Origin of the sequence: Xanthomonas sp. LMC-A-07 (assembly GCF_030208825.1) — a bacterium.
GTDB classification, from domain to species: Bacteria; Pseudomonadota; Gammaproteobacteria; order Xanthomonadales; family Xanthomonadaceae; genus Xanthomonas; species Xanthomonas campestris.
In genome coordinates this window covers 362,807-380,617 of record NZ_JARVTF010000005.1, presented here as the reverse complement: position 1 = coordinate 380,617, position 17,811 = coordinate 362,807, and the positions used below count along the sequence as shown (strand labels likewise).

The 17,811-nt window shown below is 66.9% G+C and carries 17 protein-coding genes; 4 read left to right on the top strand and 13 right to left on the bottom strand.

Annotation, left to right across the window (positions count from 1 at the left end; genetic code table 11):
- Positions 1 to 141 precede the first annotated feature (141 nt).
- The 4 genes from rlmKL to QRM89_RS04635 all read left to right on the top strand — a co-directional run bounded on the left by rlmKL (position 142) and on the right by QRM89_RS04635 (position 5,145).
- Entirely contained in the window at positions 142 to 2,277 is a 2,136-nt protein-coding gene (gene rlmKL / locus QRM89_RS04650) for a bifunctional 23S rRNA (guanine(2069)-N(7))-methyltransferase RlmK/23S rRNA (guanine(2445)-N(2))-methyltransferase RlmL (RefSeq protein WP_285447398.1), read from the top strand.
- Between the two features lie 211 nt (positions 2,278 to 2,488).
- Positions 2,489 to 3,265 (top strand): NAD kinase, encoded by a 777-nt coding sequence (locus QRM89_RS04645; protein ID WP_011036730.1) that lies wholly within the window; start codon positions 2,489 to 2,491, stop codon positions 3,263 to 3,265.
- 174 nt (positions 3,266 to 3,439) lie between these two features.
- Positions 3,440 to 4,405 carry a 5'-nucleotidase gene (locus tag QRM89_RS04640; protein WP_012438679.1) on the top strand — a complete coding sequence of 322 codons (966 nt, stop codon included), beginning with the start codon at positions 3,440 to 3,442 and terminating at the stop codon, positions 4,403 to 4,405.
- Positions 4,402 to 5,145, top strand: coding sequence for a transferase (locus tag QRM89_RS04635; protein WP_285447397.1), 744 nt, complete (start codon positions 4,402 to 4,404; stop codon positions 5,143 to 5,145). Before QRM89_RS04640 ends, QRM89_RS04635 begins: the two co-directional genes overlap by 4 nt.
- A gap of 36 nt (positions 5,146 to 5,181) precedes the next feature.
- Here the strand turns inward: QRM89_RS04635 and QRM89_RS04630 are convergent, their stop codons facing one another.
- The 13 genes from QRM89_RS04630 to asnS form a co-directional block, all read right to left on the bottom strand.
- Positions 5,182 to 5,754, bottom strand: coding sequence for a DUF2939 domain-containing protein (locus tag QRM89_RS04630; protein ID WP_014507386.1), 573 nt, complete (start codon positions 5,752 to 5,754; stop codon positions 5,182 to 5,184).
- A gap of 112 nt (positions 5,755 to 5,866) precedes the next feature.
- Positions 5,867 to 6,553, bottom strand: coding sequence for a DUF2461 domain-containing protein (locus QRM89_RS04625; RefSeq protein WP_115004364.1), 687 nt, complete (start codon positions 6,551 to 6,553; stop codon positions 5,867 to 5,869).
- Positions 6,550 to 7,995, bottom strand: coding sequence for an exodeoxyribonuclease I (gene sbcB / locus QRM89_RS04620; RefSeq protein ID WP_115004366.1), 1,446 nt, complete (start codon positions 7,993 to 7,995; stop codon positions 6,550 to 6,552). The genes QRM89_RS04625 and sbcB overlap by 4 nt, the downstream gene beginning before the upstream one ends.
- A gap of 369 nt (positions 7,996 to 8,364) precedes the next feature.
- The gene (locus QRM89_RS04615) at positions 8,365 to 9,735 is read right to left on the bottom strand and encodes an NAD(P)/FAD-dependent oxidoreductase (protein ID WP_285447396.1); all 1,371 of its coding nucleotides are present in this window, start codon (positions 9,733 to 9,735) and stop codon (positions 8,365 to 8,367) included.
- 49 nt (positions 9,736 to 9,784) lie between these two features.
- The gene (kynU, locus tag QRM89_RS04610; RefSeq protein WP_285447395.1) at positions 9,785 to 11,056 is read right to left on the bottom strand and encodes a kynureninase; all 1,272 of its coding nucleotides are present in this window, start codon (positions 11,054 to 11,056) and stop codon (positions 9,785 to 9,787) included.
- Positions 11,057 to 11,088: 32 nt separating this feature from the next.
- Positions 11,089 to 13,218, bottom strand: coding sequence for an FUSC family protein (locus QRM89_RS04605; protein WP_285447394.1), 2,130 nt, complete (start codon positions 13,216 to 13,218; stop codon positions 11,089 to 11,091).
- A 62-nt stretch (positions 13,219 to 13,280) separates the two neighbouring features.
- Complete coding sequence (locus tag QRM89_RS04600) at positions 13,281 to 13,811, bottom strand: 3-hydroxyanthranilate 3,4-dioxygenase (protein WP_114997753.1); 531 nt, start codon at positions 13,809 to 13,811, stop codon at positions 13,281 to 13,283.
- Between the two features lie 75 nt (positions 13,812 to 13,886).
- The gene (gene can / locus QRM89_RS04595; RefSeq protein ID WP_011036740.1) at positions 13,887 to 14,549 is read right to left on the bottom strand and encodes a carbonate dehydratase; all 663 of its coding nucleotides are present in this window, start codon (positions 14,547 to 14,549) and stop codon (positions 13,887 to 13,889) included.
- Between the two features lie 93 nt (positions 14,550 to 14,642).
- Positions 14,643 to 15,281: an FMN-binding negative transcriptional regulator gene (locus QRM89_RS04590; protein ID WP_285447393.1), complete on the bottom strand. Its 639-nt coding sequence runs from the start codon at positions 15,279 to 15,281 to the stop codon at positions 14,643 to 14,645.
- A 1-nt stretch (position 15,282) separates the two neighbouring features.
- Positions 15,283 to 15,618 (bottom strand): hypothetical protein, encoded by a 336-nt coding sequence (locus QRM89_RS04585; RefSeq protein WP_012438669.1) that lies wholly within the window; start codon positions 15,616 to 15,618, stop codon positions 15,283 to 15,285.
- Positions 15,615 to 15,920 carry a hypothetical protein gene (locus tag QRM89_RS04580; protein ID WP_011036743.1) on the bottom strand — a complete coding sequence of 102 codons (306 nt, stop codon included), beginning with the start codon at positions 15,918 to 15,920 and terminating at the stop codon, positions 15,615 to 15,617. The genes QRM89_RS04585 and QRM89_RS04580 overlap by 4 nt, the downstream gene beginning before the upstream one ends.
- Complete coding sequence (locus QRM89_RS04575) at positions 15,917 to 16,267, bottom strand: hypothetical protein (protein ID WP_274348668.1); 351 nt, start codon at positions 16,265 to 16,267, stop codon at positions 15,917 to 15,919. The genes QRM89_RS04580 and QRM89_RS04575 overlap by 4 nt, the downstream gene beginning before the upstream one ends.
- A gap of 28 nt (positions 16,268 to 16,295) precedes the next feature.
- On the bottom strand, positions 16,296 to 17,690 hold the full coding sequence (asnS, locus tag QRM89_RS04570; RefSeq protein ID WP_042598821.1) for an asparagine--tRNA ligase: 1,395 nt from the start codon (positions 17,688 to 17,690) through the stop codon (positions 16,296 to 16,298).
- Positions 17,691 to 17,811 lie beyond the last annotated feature (121 nt).

Genomic DNA, 17,811 nt, shown 5'->3' with positions numbered 1-17,811 from the left:
CTGGTAATGCCGGCCCTGATGGCCGACCATTTGCCCCCGCCCGCGGCGGCCACGGCAGCGCTTCACCGCCACCGGCCCGCTGTCCTGCTTCCACGGTCGCCGCCAGCTGCGCGGTCATCGTCTCCATCGATACCTGCCTACGTGAAATTCTTCGCATCCTGTGCCAAGGGCCTGGAATACCTGCTCGCCGACGAGTTGCTCGCGCTCGGTGCCAGCAAGGCCACCGCCACCATTTCCGGCGTCAACGTCGAGGGCGCCTTGCGCGATGCCCAGCGCGCCGTGCTGTGGTCGCGGCTGGCCAGCCGGGTGCTGTGGCCGCTGACCGAGTTCGAGTGCCCGGACGAAGACGCCCTGTATGCCGGCGTTGCCGAGCTGCCCTGGCATGAGCATTTGTCTACCGGGCACACGCTGTCGGTCGACGCGCACGTCTCCGGCACCGCCATTACGCATGCCCGTTATGCGGCGCAGCGCATCAAGGACGCGGTGGTGGACACCATCCGCCGGCAGGGGCTGGAGCGCCCGTCGGTGGACGTGGAAAGCCCGGATCTGCGCCTGAACCTGTCGCTGCGCAAGGGCCGCGCCACTATTTCGGTGGATCTGGGCGGCGGGCCGCTGCACCGGCGTGGCTGGCGCATGGCGCAGAACGAAGCGCCGTTGAAGGAAAACCTGGCCGCTGCCGTGCTGCTGCGCGCCGGCTGGCCACGCGCCTATGCCGATGGCGGCGGCTTGCTGGACCCGATGTGTGGCAGCGGCACCTTGTTGATCGAAGGCGCGCTGATGGCGGCCGATGTCGCGCCCGGCCTGCAGCGCTACGGCAGCGACATTCCCAGCCGCTGGCGCGGGTTCGACCGCGACAGCTGGCAGCAGCTGGTGACCGAGGCACGCGAGCGCGACAGCGTTGGCCGTGCCGCGCTCAAGCAGGTGATCCATGGCAGCGACATGGACCCGCATGCGATCCGCGCTGCCAAGGAAAATGCCCAGGTGGCCGGCGTGGCCGAGGCCATCTGGTTCGGCGTGCGCGAGGTCAGCGATCTGCAGACCCCGCCGCAGGCCACCGGCGTGGTGGTGTGCAACCCGCCGTACGACGAGCGCCTGGCCGCCGATGCCGCCTTGTATCGCAAACTTGGCGACACCCTGCAGCGCGTGGTGCCGCAGTGGCGGGCGAGCCTGCTGTGCGGCAATGCCGAGCTGGCGTACGCCACCGGCCTGCGTGCGGGCAAGAAATACCAGTTGTTCAATGGCGCGATCGAGTGCGCGTTGATCGTCTGCGACCCGATCGCGGTACCGCGCCGGACGCCGTTGGCGGCACCGACGGCGCTCAGCGAAGGCGCGCAGATGGTGGCCAACCGCCTGCGCAAGAACCTGCAGAAATTCAAGAAGTGGCGCGCCCGCGAAGGCATCGAGTGCTTCCGCGTCTACGATGCCGACCTGCCGGAATATTCCGCTGCCATCGACGTGTATCAGCAAGCCGATGGCGACCGCCGCATCTTCCTGCATGTGCAGGAATACGCCGCGCCGGCGACCATTCCCGAGGCGGATGTGCGCCGTCGCCTGGGCGAATTGTTGGCCGCGGCGCGCGAGGTGTTCGAGGTGCCGGCCGAGCGTGTCGCGTTGAAGTCGCGCGAACGTGGCAAGGGCGGCAGCAAGTACGGCCGCTTCGAGCAGCGTAACGAAATCGTCAACGTGCGCGAGCACGGCGCGCTGTTGCGGGTGAATCTGTTCGATTATCTGGACACCGGCCTGTTTCTGGATCACCGCCCGTTGCGCGGCACCATGGCGCAGCAGTCCAAGGGGCGACGCTTCCTCAACCTGTTCTGCTACACCGGCGTGGCCAGCGTGCAGGCGGCGGTGGCCGGCGCCAGCGCCACGACCAGCGTGGATCTGTCCGGTACCTATCTGCAGTGGTGCGCCGACAACCTGGCCTTGAACGGCCAGGCTGGCAGCAAGCACAAGCTGGTGCAGGCCGACGCGCTGGCCTGGCTGGAAGCCGAGCGTGCGCACTTCGACGTGATCTTCTGCGACCCGCCGACGTTCTCCAACTCCGCACGCGCCGAGGATTTCGATATCCAGCGTGAGCATGTGCGCTTGCTGCGCGCGGCAGTGGCGCGCCTGGCGCCGGGCGGCGTGCTGTATTTCTCCAACAATTTCCGCCGGTTCAAGCTGGATGAAGAGGCGGTGGCCGAGTTTGCGCAATGCGAGGAGATCAGCCCGCGCACCATCGACCCGGATTTCGAGCGGCATGCACGCATCCACCGCGCCTGGCGTTTGACAGCGTGATGACACGCCGCGCCAGCGGCGGATGACGGCGCAGCACAGGGCTTGGACGACCTGCGGCGGATCCATGCACCTTGGCGGCGCGGCGGCCTGCCGCACGCAGCGGATGCCGCGCAGCAACGCATCCGCTGCGGCGCGCGCGCCATGACAGCGGTCTGCGCACAAGCCCACCACGGCGCTGCGGTATGCTGATTCGCATGCCCTGGAGTCAACGATGACCGCAATGCCCCGCATCGCTTTTCTTGCCAGCCCCGCCGAGCCGGCAGTGGCCGCACGCGCGCGCCTGGTACAGCGCTACGGCGACCATGCCTTGCACGATGCCGACATCGTCTGCGCGCTGGGCGGCGACGGATTCATGCTGCAGACCCTGCACCGGCACGGTGCCGCCGATAAGCCGGTGTTCGGCATGAAGCTGGGCTCGGTCGGGTTTTTGATGAACCAGTACCGCGACGACGAGGACGACCTGCTGGCGCGCCTGCAACGCGCCGAGCCGGCCCACCTGCGTCCGCTGGAAATGCTGGTGCAGACCGAGTCCGGCACCAGTGCCGGTTCGCTGGCCTACAACGAGGTCTCCTTGCTGCGGCAGACGCGCCAGGCCGCGCATCTGAGCGTGGATCTCAATGGCCAGACCCGCATTGCCGAGCTGATCGGCGACGGGGTGATGGTGGCAACCCCGGCCGGCAGCACCGCCTACAATTACTCCGCGCACGGCCCGATCCTGCCGCTGGGCTCGCACACGCTGGCCCTGACCCCGATCGCGCCATACCGGCCGCGGCGCTGGCGCGGCGCCATCCTCAAGGCCGATACCGAAGTGCGCTTTCGCGTGCTGGATCCGTACAAGCGCCCGGTCAGCGTGACCGCCGATTCGCATGAAATCCGCGACGTGGTCGAAGTGACCATCCGCGAATCCACCGAACGCCGCGTGACCTTGCTGTTCGACCCCGAACACAACTTGGAAGAACGCATCTTCAGCGAGCAGTTTGCGGTGTGAGGGGCGGGGATTGGGCAGTCGGGATGCGGGATTGGCAACAGCAACGGCGCGGCACGTGTGCTTTAGACGTGTACGCACACGCTACGATGCTGCACGGATGCCCGAGGCACTCCCGATCTGCCGTTCCTGCTTCTACCTATTCCCGATTCCCCACTCCCCAATCCCGGCATTCAAATGGCTGACAACTCCCCCAGACTGCTGACCGTCGCGGTGACCTCCCGCGCATTGTTCGATCTCGAAGAAGGCCACGCGCTGTTCGAGGCCGACGGGGTGGAGGCGTATTCCGCATTCCAGCGCGAGCACGAGGACGACATCCTGGAGCCGGGCGTGGCGTTTCCGGTGGTGCGCAAGTTGCTGGCGCTCAACCACGACACGCCCGAAGAAACGCCGCGCGTTGAAGTGATCCTGCTGTCGCGCAATTCCGCCGACACCGGCTTGCGCATCTTCAATTCCATCCAGCATTACAACCTGGGCATCGTGCGCGCCACCTTTACCTCTGGTCAGCCGACCTGGCCTTATGTCAAACCGTTCGGCACCGATCTGTTCCTGTCGGCCAATCCCGAGTCGGTGCGGCGCGCGCTCACCCATGGCATCGCAGCGGCCACCATCATGCCGCGCGCACCGGGCGAACGGGCCGAGGCGGCTGCGGCCATCGTCGACAACGACGACACCCGCTTGTCCACGCAGCTGCGGATCGCTTTCGACGGCGATGCGGTGATCTTCGGCGACGAGAGCGAGCGCATCTCGCGCGAACAGGGCGTGGAAGCCTTTGGCCGCCACGAGCGCGAGCGCGCACGCGAGCCGTTGTCGGTGGGGCCGTTTCGTAATTTTCTCTCCGCCCTGCATGCGCTGCAGGCGGCGTTCCCGCCGGGCGAGGCCTCGCCGATCCGCACCGCGCTGGTCACCGCGCGCTCGGCGCCCGCGCACGAGCGGGTGATCCGCACCCTGCGCGAGTGGGGTGTGCGGCTGGACGAAGCACTGTTCCTGGGCGGGCGCCACAAGGGGCCGTTCCTGGAAGCGTTTGGCGCGGACATCTTCTTCGATGATTCGCAACACAACATCGATAGCGCACGTCAGCACCAGCATGTGGCCGCCGGCCACGTGCCGCACGGCGTAGCCAACGACCCTCCGATCGGATGAGTGGGCCGCAGCGCACGCCGGTCCGCGCCGCGCTGCGGATGAGCTGGCGCGCGGTGGAGCTGTCCTTCGCCGAGGACACCATCCAGACACGCATGGCGCGCTGGGCGCCGCACCGGCTGGTGGTGCCCTATACGCGCGGCATGTTGGCGGCGTTGTGGCTGCAGCCGCGCCCGCAGTGCATCGGCATCATCGGTCTGGGCGGCGGCGCGCAGGCCAAGTTCTGTCACCGGTATCTGCCCTGGGCACGTGTCGAAGCAGTGGAGGCCGATCCGCAGGTGCTGGCCTTGCGCGATGTGTTTCGCCTGCCGCGCGATGACGCACGCCTGGAGGTCAGCCTGGACGATGGCGCGGCCTGGATCGCCCATCGTCCGCAACGTTATGACCTGTTATTGCTGGATGCCTACGACGCCGACGGCATTCCGCCGGCGCTGTGCACTCCCGCGTTCTACGCGGTGTGCCAGGCGGCGCTGCGGCCCGGCGGTGTGCTGGTGTTGAACCTGTTCCAGGTGGCGACCGCCGAGCATCTGGGCACGCTGCGCGCGCTGTTCGATGGACACATGCTGGTGCTGCCCGAGCCGGATCTGCGTAACCAGATCGTGTTTTGCTGGGACGGTAAACGCACGCCCGGCAGCGTCGCCGATGCACTGCGGTCACTTCCGTGGTCAGCGGCGCGGCAACTGCGGCCCTCCATGCAGCGCCTGCAGGCGGCGTGGACGGAGCGGGCCTGGCGATTCAGCTAAATGCTGCGTGCTGACCAATGTGCATGCTGGCGCGACTCAGCCGCCGGCAGGGGCACTGCCGGCGGCATCGCGCAGCGGTAGTTGGATGTCGGTGAGCCGCCAACGCAGGCCCTGGCGACTCAGCACGAACACCACCGGCGCACCACTTGCAGTGTGCGTGGTGGCGGTGAATCGGCGGGTCGATTCGAAGCGTTGCTCGGCGCCGTCCAGCGGTCGCGCAGGCGAGGGCGCGGCGTATGTGTCCGGGCTGACGGTGTCGCCGGTCACGCGGTTCCAGACCTGATGGCCTTGCAGCAACGCGCTGATGCCTAACGGCGTCACCAGCGTATCCACGCCGGCGCCGCCGAGACGGCTGGCAAGCTGCAATGCAAAACCACCCAGCAGGCTCGATTGCAGGCCGCTGCCGGCCTCGCGCACCACGTAGTCGTCCAGTTGCGCTTTCAGGTTGACCCGCAGCGTCGGGAAGTCCACGTGCCGCGCCAGTTGCGCGGTGTCGCGATTGGCCACCGCCTGGCTGATGCCGCGGATTGCCAGATACGGCCCACCGACCACATAGCCGGCCAGTGCCAGCACGATCAACAGCGGGAGCAACCACCACCATTTTTTCATTGCCGCCACTCCTGGATTGATAGGCGCGTTACTGCGGGTGCACGTGTTGGAAGGCGTAGCGGATGTGCGCACCGCAGCAAGCAGTGCGCGGGCATGCGTGGCGTGCCTGCGCTCAGAATTCCAGATCCAGCGCGGCACACAGGTAGTCAACGAACGGCGCCAACACCACCAGATCAGCCGCAATGGTCTGGCGTAGCCGATTGCCGGTCATGGTGGCGTCGTCGAGCGGACGCAGATAAGCCCAGTTGCGGTGCTTGAGATCGTCGATGAACTCGAAGTCGGCAGGGAAACCGCGCGGCGCACGCACCAGTTTTTCGCTGTCGTCGAGTGCGAATTTACGGGTCAGCTTGGGCGCGTGCGCGGCGGCTTTCCAGCTGCCCGGGTTATCGAAGATGAACTGCCGCAGCTTGCGTTGCGTCTCCGGCTCCGGATGCCATAACCCTGCGCCAACGAAACTCTCGCCGGGTTGCAGATGGATGTAGAACGACGGTGCCTGCAGCTCGCGCCGCCGCGCATGGAACAGCCGCGCGCCTTGCCAGTTTTTATAGGGCGATTTGTCGTTGGAAAAGCGTGCGTCGCGATAGATGCGAAACAGCGAGCCGCCCTGCGTTTTGGGATCGGCGCGATAGTGCTCGCTGATCTGCGCAAGGTCCGGTTGCAGGTCGGTGATGAGCTGCAGGAACGGCTGGCGCACATGCGCCTCGTACTGATGCCGATGGTCGTTGAACCAGGTCTTGTCGTTGTGGCGGGCCAGGGCGCGCAGGAACTTGAAGCTGGCGTCGGAAAAATAGGTGGTCATAGCGTGCGTTGGAGGTCCGAACCCCAGGCGGCGAGCTGGTCGAGCAGGGATTGCTTGGTAGCATCGTCGGAGTGAGCAAGCCGTAAATCGGCGATCTGCGCGTAGAACTGCTCCAGCGTGACTTCGCCCAGGCCGCGGTCTTCCAGCAGACGTTGCCGGCGATAATCGTTCCAGCGTTGGTGCTCGTCTGGGGAGAGTGTCTGCGGCCAGTTGCGCGCCCGGTAGCGGAACAGCAGTTCGATCAGGCGTGGGTCGCGGAAGCGCGCTTCCAGTGCGGCCAGTTCGGCCGGCGCGCTGCTGCGCACCTGCGCAAGCAGGCGCTTGTCGCCTTCTGCCAGGAAGCCGTCATACAGCGAGGCGTCGGCGTCGTTGACGGCCGCCGCCCCGGCGCGCTCGGTGCCGTAGACCTGGCGTACTTTTTCCGCCAGCTCCGGGCCCAGTTCGCGCAACCGCGCGGCCTTGGCTTCCACCGCGGCGCGGTCCATGCCCAGGCGCTGGAAGTCATCGCTACGCAGATGCTGCCAGGCCACCAGGGCAGGTGCCTTGTTCAGATGCACTTCCTTGAGCGGGACGCGCTGCTCGCCTTCGGGCAGATCGGCGGCGCGAATGTACAGGCGGTCGGCGATCTCGTCCGGGCTCAGGCGCAACAACGCATCCGGGTCGCCGTCCAGATCGAACACGATCACGCGGCTGTCGATGCGCGGGTGACGGGTCAGCGGCAACACCGCCGCCGCGCACAGGCGCGTGGCCGGGTAGCGCTGCGAGATGTGCAGCACCGGCTGCATCGCAATCACATCCAGCAAGCTGGCAGCAAAGCGCTTGTCGCGCAGACGCAGCGCGTAGTCCCATAGTTTGGGTTGGCTTTGCTGGAACTTGCGCGCCATGCCGATGGTGGCGTACACGTCCGACAGTGCTTCATGTGCATCGCCTTCGCGCACGGCATTGGCATCGGCCAGATGTTCCAGTTTGAACGAGGTGGCGCCATCCTCGCGCTGCGGCCACACGATGCCGTCCGGGCGCAGTGCATGCACCAACCGCAGCACGTCGAGCAGGTCCCAACGCGAGTTGCCGCCACGCCACTCACGCTCATAGGGATCGTAAAAATTACGGAACAGGCCGCAGCGGACGAACTCATCATCGAAGCGGATCGAGTTGTAGCCCAGCGTGCAGGTCTGCGGGCGGCCCATCTGCTCGGCAATGCGTGCGAATGCCTCGGCCTCGTTCACGCCCTCGCGCAGCGCGTGCTGCGGGGTGATGCCGGTGACCATGGTGGCGTAGGGCGAGGGCAACAGATCGTCAGCCGGCTGCACGAAGAAACTGATCGGCTCTTCGATCACGCGCAGTTGCGCATCGGTGCGCACCGCGGCGAACTGCGCGATGCGGGTGCGGCGCGGATCCTGGCCGAAGGTTTCCAGGTCGTAGAAGAGAAAGCTGTCAGGCATGCCGTATCACAATCCAAAGCTGCGGCGCGCTGCAAGGCGCCGCCGGTGCTGGTTAGTATCTCTCATCCTCCCGCCGCCTCGCTGAGGCGCGGCTGTGCGGGGGCGCTGTGAGGTGCCGTGAAATACGCCGCTGCGCTTCAGGGGCGGCAGAGAGGCGCTGTGCGCTCGTCGATGCCAGCGGGCGCGGGCAAACGGCTGACGTCATGGCCCAGCGCTGCTGCCCGTGCGCCGCACGCGAGATAGCAACCACGCGCGCATACATGCGATTCATGCGGCGACTGACAGCGAGGCGTCGCTCGGGTCGTGGCCGCCTGCGCGCCACCACGGTCCTGCCACTACGTCATCGGCAACGCCGCCGCATCCCTGCGTTCAGTGCGCGCCTTCCAGCGGCTCCAGGCGGGTATGCACCACCGTTTCGAGTGCCGCCCAGTCGATCCGCGATAGATCGGTGTGGCCTTGGGTGGCTTCGACCAGGATCTCGCGCTGGATCTCGCTGCGTGCCAGGGCGATCGCGTAGCGCGTGCGCAGGAAGGTGACCATGGTGTAGTGCGGGACGAAGCGGGTGGGCCAGCGTGCCTGCAGTTCCTGTTCGAGCGTGCGCTGCAGCAGGAATTGCGCATCGCCCACGCGATCGCGCATCTCCAGATAGTTTTCCAGTGCCATCTGCTGGATCGCGGCCGCATCGTCGCGGCGCGCGGCTTCGAAGGCCGCGAACGCCTCGCCCAGGTCGCTGTGTGCATCCAGCTGTTCGGCCAGCGCCACGCAATCTTCGAACGCGCAGTTCATGCCCTGGCCGTGGAACGGCACCATCGCATGCGCGGCATCGCCCAGCAGCACGGCGCGGCCATCCAGATGCCAGCGCTCGCGGGTCAGCGTGCCCAACAGGCCGGGCGGGTGCTCTTCCCAGTGTTCCTTGAGCTGCGGGATCAGCGGCAATGCATCGGGGAAGTCGCGGGCAAACAAGGCCAGCGCTTCGTCGCCGCTGCGGGTGGTGGCAAAGCTCGGCGTGCCTTCGTTGGGCAGGAACAAGGTCACCGTGAAGGTGCCGCCGTCGTTGGGCAGGGCGATGCACATGTAGCGCCCGCGTGGCCAGATGTGCAGCGCATTGCGTTCGATGCGGAAACCGCCATCCGCCCGCGGCGGAATCTCCAGTTCCTTGTAGGAATGATCGAGAAAGGCGATGTGTTCGCCCACCGGCGCCTTGCGCTGCATGGCCGCGCGCAAGGCCGAGCCGGCGCCATCGCTGCCGACCAGTGCCTGGAAGTGGATCTCGTGCGGCTGGTCGTCGCGGTCGTCGATGAAGCGCGCGTAGCCGGCATCGAAATCCACCGTGTGCAGGCGCCGATAGAAATGCACGCGCGCACCAGCCTGTTCGGCCAGATCGAGCAGGGTGACGTTCAAGGCGGCGCGGTGGATCGACCAGATCACCTCGCTGTCGTCACGCCCGTAGCGCTGCAGCTGCGGCTCGCCGCTGACCGGGTGGATCATGCGCCCGCGCATCATCACCGCCTTGGCCATCACCGCGTCTTCCGCGCCGGCCTGGCGCAGGGCATGCCGGCCACGTTCGGCCAAGGCGAGGTTGATCGAACGCCCGGACTCGTAGCCCTTGATGCGCGGGTCGCCACGGCGTTCGTACAAGGTGATCTGCCAGCCGCGCCGCGACAGCAGGATGGCGAGCAGGCAACCGGCCAAACCGGCGCCGATCAGGGTCAGGGAACGAGGGGAGGCAGCAGCGCTCAATGCGGTATCCGGCAGCGGCCGGACAGGGGCGCCGGCAAGGAGGAAGGGCTCAGGCAGCGGCCCAGGTTTCCACGTGCTCCACCAACTGGTGCAGATCGCAGAAGCGGTTGTACAGCGGTACCGGCGCGATGCGGATCACATCCGGCTCGCGCCAGTCGCCCAGCACACCCACCGATTGCAGGTGCTCGAACAGGGCACGGCCCTGCGTGCGGCCACCGGCCACGCGCAGCGACAGCTGGCAGCCACGCTGTGCGGGATCGGCCGGAGTGACGATCTGCAGCACCTGCGGCACGCGCGCTTGGATCAGCTGTTCCAGATGCCCGGTGAGCTGCTCGGATTTGGCACGCAGCGCCGGCATGCCGGCCTGGTCGAACAATTCCAGCGACGCGCGCAGCGGGGCGAGTGCCAGCACCGGCGGATTGCTTAGCTGCCAGCCTTCGGCACCGGGCGAAGGCACGAACTGCGGTTCCATGCGGAAGCGCGTCGGTTGTTCATGGCCCCACCAGCCGGCCATGCGCGGCAGGTTGCTATGTGCATGCCGCGCATGCACGAAGCACCCACCCACCGCACCCGGGCCGGCGTTGAGATATTTGTAGTGGCACCACACGGCGAAATCGACGCCATCGTCGTGCAGGCTGAGCGGGATGTTGCCCACCGCGTGCGCCAGGTCGAAACCCACCGCTGCGCCCTGGGAGCGCGCCAGCCGCGCAATCTCGCCCAGCGCGAACGCCTGGCCGGTGCGGTACTGGATCCCTGGCCACAGCACCAGCGCCAGCCGCGGGCCGTGCTGCGCAATTGCTTCAGCGATCGCGTCCATCGACAGCGTGCCGTCGGGTGCGTCGGGCTCCACTTCGATCAGGTGGGTGTCCGGGTCCAGCCCGTGCAGGCGCAGCTGCGACTCCACGGCGTGGCGATCGGACGGAAACGCACCGGCTTCGATCAGGATCGCGGCACGCTCGGCGCTGGGCCGGTAGAAGCTGGCCATCATCAGGTGTAGGTTGACGGTGAGCGTGTTCATCGCCACCACCTCGTCCGGCTGTGCGCCGACCACCCGTGCCAGCCCGTCGCGCACCAGCTGGTGATAGGTGAGCCATTGGGTCGGGCCGGTGAAGTGGCCTTCCACCGCGAGCGCGCCCCACTGGTCGAGCACTTCGGACACCATCGCACGCGCCTGGCGCGGTTGCAGGCCCAGCGAATTGCCGACGAAATAGGTCTGATCCTGGCCGCCATGTTGCGGAAACACGAACGCATCGCGGAGCGCGCGCAGCGGGTCGGCAGCGTCCAGTGCGGCAGCATGGGAGCGGGACAGTGGATCGGTCATCATCGGCTCGCGGCGCAGGTCAATGCCGCAGTTTACCTGCCGGCGCCCTGCGCGCCGTCATGCACGGCCGGGGCCTCGGCAGTGGCGGGGCGGGCGGGGCGCAACAGGTGGGTCAGGGTGCCGATGCTGTCGGTGATACGGTCGATGGTGTCGGCCAGCGCCGCCGCTGCGGGCAGGCCATCAGGTAGGGCCGCCAGCGCATCGGACACCCCGCGCTCGGCGGTGCGCAGCGTGGCCGGCGCCGGCACGCGGCCTTCGCGCAGACAGGCGCTCAACTCGGCCAGGGCCTGGTCGGCCTGCTCGGCAAACGCAGGCAATCCATCCAGTGCCGGCAGCGGGTGACCATCGCGCAGCACCGCTTCCAGTGACAGCGTGGCGCGGATCAAGCGGTTGCCATTGGCCAACAATGATTCGGCGCGCTTGAGCTCGTCCAGGTTGCGTCGGCTGCGGGGTTCTCCGCGCAGCCGTTCGATCGAGGCCTGGGTATTGGTGCGCGCTACCCGCGCGGCAGCACGGCTGTCGCTCAAGGCATCGAGCTGGCCGAGCAGCAGGTTGCGCAGGTGCGCGCGATAGGCATCTAGCAATTGCGCCAGCGAGGCGCGGATCTGCCGGCGTTCGCGCGTGGGCCACAGTGCGTAGGCAATCAGCGCCAGTGCGCTGCCGGCCACGGTGGCCTGCAGACGCGCGCCGACTGCCTCGCCCGGCGACAGCCCTTCGAACGACAGCAGCAGCACCAGCATGCCGGTCAAAAACGCCACGCCGATGCCGTAGTTGACCTGCGTCAACAGGCGAAATCCCAGGCAAAACAATGCCAGCAGGCTGAGGCGGATGCCGGCACCGTCCATCGCCAGATGCGCAAGCAGCGTGGCCAGCAACAAGCCGATGAAGGTGCCGGCAACCCGCAAGGCGCCAAAGCTGAAAGTACCGCCGAAATCCGGCTTGAGCACGATCGCGGTGGTCATCGGGATCCAGAAGCCGTGCGGAATCTGCTGCCAGCGCTGGAAGGCGATCGCCAGTGCCAGGCACACGCCGCAGCGCAACGCATGACGAAACGCCACCGAAGACAGGTCCAGGTTCGCCCGCAGCGTGGCCCAGGTGGCGGCCGGGCGCAGCGCCGCGGGCAGCCGCGCTTCGGCCAGCTGCGCCTGGATCTCGCCGCGGCTGCTGGCCCAGTGCGCATTGCGGACCAGGGCGCGCAGCTGGCCGCCGAGGCCTTGCGCGCGCGCCACCGCCACGCGCACCAGGCGGCGCTCGCGGGTATCGGCGTTGTCGTGCTGGAACTGCGCCAGCGCCGCCACCAGATCGTCGAAGCCGGTCATCGAGGCGGTGGCGGCAGCAGGGTCTTCCCCCACGGTCATCGCGTGGGCAAGTTGTTCCAGCACGATGGCGCTGCGCTCCAGCACGCGTTCGATCGCCGGCCGCGCCTGTGACTGACCCAGGCGGGTGTCGGCATCGGCCAGCGACAGCAGCTCCAGGCGCACGCGGTCGCACAGCTCGGCAATGATGCGGAAGCTCTGCACCGCGATTGCGCGCGAACGGTGCTCGCCATGCAGCATGACCATGGCATCGAGCACTTCCTGCGTGGCCGGCGGCGGCGCACTGGCTTCCGGGCGTTGCCGCGCAATGCCGGCCAGCTGCCGCATCAGCTCTGCCAATGCGAAGCGCTCGGGCCGGTAACGCTGCAGGGGCCATGCAGCCAGCGCCAGCAGGACCTGCAGCACGCCGCCGGCAAAGATCAGCAGCGCAACGCCTGGCGCCTGCGCCACTGGCAGGCGCATGTCGGCGCTGACCACCAACAGGATCATGCTGGTCAGGCCCACCCGCGCCGCCACCGGGCCCAGTGCGACCAGCAAGCCGCCGCCCAGGCCGAGCACCAGCCCGGCGAGCACCAGGGCGGGGGTGTTGTGGCCGACCCAGATGCCCAGCAGCGCGGCGCCGCCGGCCGCCAGCGCCGCCATCAGCATGCGCTGCAGGCGCGCCCGATACGGGCCGGGCTGATCGGAGAACATGGTGTTCAACGCGCCGCTGCACACCGCCAGGCCGGCCGCAACATGCCCCGTCGCCACGCCGATCAGCAGCGGCAACACCACCGCGGCGGTATTGCGCAGCGCAACGCGCAATGGCACGTCGCGCGGCTTGAGGTCGATCAGTGCGCGCAGCATGGCGTGGAGATCAGCAGAAGCAAGGTGGTTGGCAGATGCGGGTGCAACCCACGGCCCGCGGCTCAGGCCTCGGCGGCGGCATAGCGTTCCGGCGCAGGGTGCACATGCCCGCACTGCGTACAGGTGCGCAGCGCAAGCGAGCGATAGAAATGATCGAACACCGGCGGGAAGTCGGTTTCGATATTTTCCAGGGGAAACATCGCTTCATACAGCTTGTGGTTGCACTGCGGGCAATACCACTGCAGACCGTCCTGCTCATGCGGCAGGCGCTCACGCTCGATCACCAGGCCGATCGACCCGGCGGCGCGTTGTGGCGAATGCGGCACCTTGGGCGGGAGCAGAAAGATCTCGCCGGCACGGATCGGGATGTCGCGTGCGGTGCCGTCGTCCTGCACCTTCAGCACCATTTCGCCTTCGAGCTGGAAAAACCACTCCGGGCCTTCGTCATAGTGATAGTCGGTGCGCGCGTTCGGCCCGCCGACGATCATGATGATGAAGCCGTCCTGCTGGATGCACTTGTTGCCGACCGGCGGCTTGAGCAGGTGGCGGTGCTGCTCGACCCAGGCGTGCAGGTTGATCGGCGGGACCAGCATCGGCGTTCCTTGGCGAAGAAGACGCCCAGCATAGCCAACCGGCGGCACCGATGGGTGCCGCGCGGCCGGCTGCGCTCAGCGTTCGCTATGGTCGGCCTGGATCTGCGCCAGCGCCGCGTCGTAGCGCTCTTGCAGGATGTCCGCACGATCGACCGACATGCGCAGATCGTGCGCCCGCCCGTCGCGCAGGCTGTAGACCCAACCGTGCACGCGCAGGTCCTGGCCGCGGTCCCAGGCGTCGCGCACGATGGTGGTGCGGCAGACGTTGACTACTTGTTCCAGCACATTGAGCTCGCACAGGCGTGCGTGCTGCACCGACAGGTCGCCAGCCTGATGCAGGCAGGCCTCGTGCTTGTCGGCCACATCGGTGACGTGGCGGATCCAGTTGTCCACCAGGCCCATGCGCTTCTGGGTCAGGCTGGCGAACACGCCGCCGCAGCCGTAATGGCCGACGACCAGAATGTGCTTGACCTTGAGGACGTCGACGGCGAACTGGATCACCGACAGGCAATTCAGATCGGTATGCACCACCACATTGGCGATGTTGCGGTGGACGAACACTTCGCCCGGCGCCATGTCGATGATCTGGTTGGCCGGAACGCGTGAATCCGAACAGCCGATCCACAGATATTCCGGGGATTGCTGGGTGGACAGCTTGGCAAAGAATTCCGGGTCTTCGCGATTGATGCGATCGGCCCAGGCGCGGTTGTTTTCAAGCAAATGGTTGAGCTCGTTCATGCGCGCAGTATTCCAGAACGTGGGGAAGGGAGCGTAGGTGCCACCGCAGTGGCGTAAAGCCGTGGTGCAGGAACGCCAAGCCGACGGCGCTGCTCAGTCATGGCTGCTGCGCGCCTGCAGTGCATCGCGCATCAGCGCGGCCACCGCCTGCGTCTCGGCCGAGGCCTGGGCGGCCAGCGCAGCGCTGACGGCACGCACATTGGCCACCGGGTGATTCTGACTGAGCTTGAAGGTGAGTTCGATGCGGCTGGGTACGAAGCGGAAGGCCACCAGCCCGCGCAGCTGGCGCCGATGGCTGTCACGGTCCATCTCGAACAGCCAGTCGCTGCCGATGCTGTGTTCGAACTGCGCGCTCATGCGCCCGATCAAGTCGACGACCGCCGCCTCGTCCTCGACCACGCTGCACTGGCCATGCAGATGCGCCACCGCGTAGTTCCAGGTGGGCACGCGGGCGCCGGCTTCCTTGTCCGGATACCAGGTGGGCGACACATAGGCATGCGGGCCATGCACGAGCATCACTGCATCGCCATGGTGGCGCGCCTGCGGATTGGGGCGGGCCCAATGCCCTTCGATGACGATCGCCTCTGCATCGCGCCGATAGATCACCGGCAGATGCGAGATGACCGGTTGCCCGGTCTCGCCCGGCGTGATCAAGGTGACGAACGGGTCATGCGCGATCAGGCCGTCCAGCAACGCCAGATCGGTCTGTGCGAACGCGCGCGGTGCGTACATCTCAGGCGCGGCCGCCCATCGTCACCACCATGCGCTCACGCAGGTCGGCATCGCTGTCGCCGCGCGGTGGCGACACCTCATGCAGCGAAAAGCCGCGCATCAGCGCGTCTTCTTCGTCCAGCCCGTCCAGTGCCACGAATTCGGCATCGAACAAGGCCGCGCGTGCGGTGTCCTCACTGTCGTAGGCCAACGTCTTGCCATCGCTGTCCAGCACTTCGGCAGTGCCGGCTTCCTTGATGCGCAGGCGCGCCCAGATCAGGGTGCGGCCGATGGTGGCCAGCCACCACTGATCGTGGCTGCCAGAGCTGTGCGCTGCGTCGATGTCGATGATGTTCATGCCAGTACCTTGGAAAGCAGCCCGAGCAGGGCCGCCATGCCCAGGCCGAAGAAAATGGTCAGCAGCGAGAGCCAGGCGGGTGTGGCCAGACCGGACAGCGCACTGTCGCGGTAGCTGCGGTAGCGGCGCGCCAACAACCAGCGCCACGCGGTGGGACTGATGAAGGCCGGCTCGCCGAAGCTGTCCAGCGCATCCGGGTGGCGGTCGCGCAGGTGCACCAGGGTGAGTGGCCAGAAGATCAGCAGGGCGGTCAGCCCGGCGACTGCAACACCCACGAAACATAGCGCGAAGAACAGGGTCATGTGCGGGGCTCGGCAGGCGGAGCATCGAAGCGGGCAATGATCGTGATGAGGCCGACGATCGCCTCGTTCAACGTGTCCAAGTCTTCGGCCGGAATCCACCACTCGGTGTGATGTGCGCCGCCGACTTTTTGAATGGCGTATTGGTCGACGAACGCAGCGAGCACATCGAACTGCGCCACGTAGCCAACGCCGCTGTCCTTGACGTTCCAGCGCGATGCGATTTCCTCGGCATAGCGCTGATTGGTGACCGGATAGAAGATTGGCTGCTCCGGCAATCGCGGCGGCCAGCGTCGGAAGCCGGAGTCACGCACCAAGGCGTATTCCTCCGGTCCCAAGGGGCGATACATCGTGACGGTGGCCGCCCCCGTGCTCACATCAGAACTCCGCGCTGCCCGGCGCGCGCGGGTAGGGGATCGCGTCGCGGATATTGCTCAAGCCGCACACGTAAACCACCAGGCGTTCGAACCCCAAGCCGAAGCCGGCATGCGGCACCGAGCCATACCGGCGGAAATCGCGGTACCAGCTGTAGTGCTCCTTATCCAGGCCGAACTGCGCCATGCGCGCGTCGAGCACGTCCAGGCGCTCTTCGCGCTGGCTGCCGCCGATGATCTCGCCGATGCCCGGCGCCAGCACGTCCATCGCCGCAACCGTCTTGCCGTCGTCGTTCAGGCGCATGTAGAACGCCTTGATGTGCTCAGGATAGTTGGTCACCACCACGGGGCGGCCGATGTGTTCTTCGGTCAGCCAGCGCTCGTGCTCGGTTTGCAGGTCCAGGCCCCATTCGACCGGGAAGTCGAACTTTTTGCCGGAGTTCTGCAGCAGCTTTACCGCCTCTGTGTAGTCGATCTGCTCGAACGGCGCATTGATGAAGGCTTCCAGCTTGCTGATGGCGTTCTTGTCCACGCGCTCGGCCAGGAAGGCCAGATCGTCGCCACGTTCGTCCAGCACCGCGCGGAACAGGTACTTGAGGAACTGTTCGGCCAGGCGCGCGTCTTCGGCCAGATCGGCGAAGGCGATTTCCGGCTCGATCATCCAGAACTCGGCCAGATGGCGGGTGGTGTGGCTGTTTTCGGCGCGGAAGGTCGGCCCGAAGGTGTAGACCTTGCTCAGTGCCAGGCAGTAGGCCTCCACGTTGAGCTGGCCGGACACGGTCAGGAAGGTTTCCTTGCCGAAGAAGTCGCGGCTGAAATCCACCTCGCCCTGCGCGGTGCGCGGCAGGTTCACCATGTCCAGCGTGGAGACGCGGAACATCTGCCCGGCGCCTTCGGCGTCGGAGGTGGTGATGATCGGCGTGCTGATCCAGTTAAAGCCGTTCTGGTGGAAGAAGCGGTGCACCGCCTGCGCCAGGCAGTTGCGGATACGCGTGACCGCGCCGAACAGGTTGGTGCGCGGACGCAGATGCGCCACTTCGCGCAGGAACTCCGGCGACATCGGCTTGGGCTGGATCGGGTAGGTGAGCGGGTCTTCGACCCAGCCGACGATCTCCACGCCGCTGGCCTGGATCTCGAACGATTGCCCCTTGCCTTGCGACTTCACCAGCACGCCCTTGGCGATCAGCGAACAGCCACTGGTCAGCCGCTTGATCTCGTCGAAATTCGGCAGCGACTCGGTGGCCACGACCTGGATCGGCGCGAAGCAGGAGCCATCGGTGACGTTGATGAAGGCCAGTCCGGCAGACCCGCGCAGCGTGCGCACCCACCCGCGTACCGTAACTTCGCCGCCTTCCGGGATCTTCCCCGCAAGCGCATGTTCAACGCTGACCACCGTCATGACTATTCCTCGCCGTAGCGACCTTGGAGTGACCTGCGAGTTTACTGGCTGCGACCGTGCCGGCGCGAGCACCTGAACAGGCGCTCGCGCGCTGTGCTTGTCTACCCGCAACGCTGGCCCC

Coding starts and splice junctions, on each gene's coding strand:
- QRM89_RS04600 (WP_114997753.1), bottom strand. CDS start 13,811: ATGCTGGTCCCGCCGATCAACCTGCACGCCTGGGTCGAGCAGCACCGC.
- QRM89_RS04585 (WP_012438669.1), bottom strand. CDS start 15,618: ATGAACATCATCGACATCGACGCAGCGCACAGCTCTGGCAGCCACGAT.
- QRM89_RS04590 (WP_285447393.1), bottom strand. CDS start 15,281: ATGTACGCACCGCGCGCGTTCGCACAGACCGATCTGGCGTTGCTGGAC.
- QRM89_RS04635 (WP_285447397.1), top strand. CDS start 4,402: ATGAGTGGGCCGCAGCGCACGCCGGTCCGCGCCGCGCTGCGGATGAGC.
- sbcB (WP_115004366.1), bottom strand. CDS start 7,995: ATGCCTGACAGCTTTCTCTTCTACGACCTGGAAACCTTCGGCCAGGAT.
- QRM89_RS04645 (WP_011036730.1), top strand. CDS start 2,489: ATGACCGCAATGCCCCGCATCGCTTTTCTTGCCAGCCCCGCCGAGCCG.
- QRM89_RS04575 (WP_274348668.1), bottom strand. CDS start 16,267: ATGTATCGCCCCTTGGGACCGGAGGAATACGCCTTGGTGCGTGACTCC.
- kynU (WP_285447395.1), bottom strand. CDS start 11,056: ATGACCGATCCACTGTCCCGCTCCCATGCTGCCGCACTGGACGCTGCC.
- QRM89_RS04640 (WP_012438679.1), top strand. CDS start 3,440: ATGGCTGACAACTCCCCCAGACTGCTGACCGTCGCGGTGACCTCCCGC.
- QRM89_RS04630 (WP_014507386.1), bottom strand. CDS start 5,754: ATGAAAAAATGGTGGTGGTTGCTCCCGCTGTTGATCGTGCTGGCACTG.
- QRM89_RS04580 (WP_011036743.1), bottom strand. CDS start 15,920: ATGACCCTGTTCTTCGCGCTATGTTTCGTGGGTGTTGCAGTCGCCGGG.
- QRM89_RS04605 (WP_285447394.1), bottom strand. CDS start 13,218: ATGCTGCGCGCACTGATCGACCTCAAGCCGCGCGACGTGCCATTGCGC.
- QRM89_RS04625 (WP_115004364.1), bottom strand. CDS start 6,553: ATGACCACCTATTTTTCCGACGCCAGCTTCAAGTTCCTGCGCGCCCTG.
- asnS (WP_042598821.1), bottom strand. CDS start 17,690: ATGACGGTGGTCAGCGTTGAACATGCGCTTGCGGGGAAGATCCCGGAA.
- can (WP_011036740.1), bottom strand. CDS start 14,549: ATGAACGAGCTCAACCATTTGCTTGAAAACAACCGCGCCTGGGCCGAT.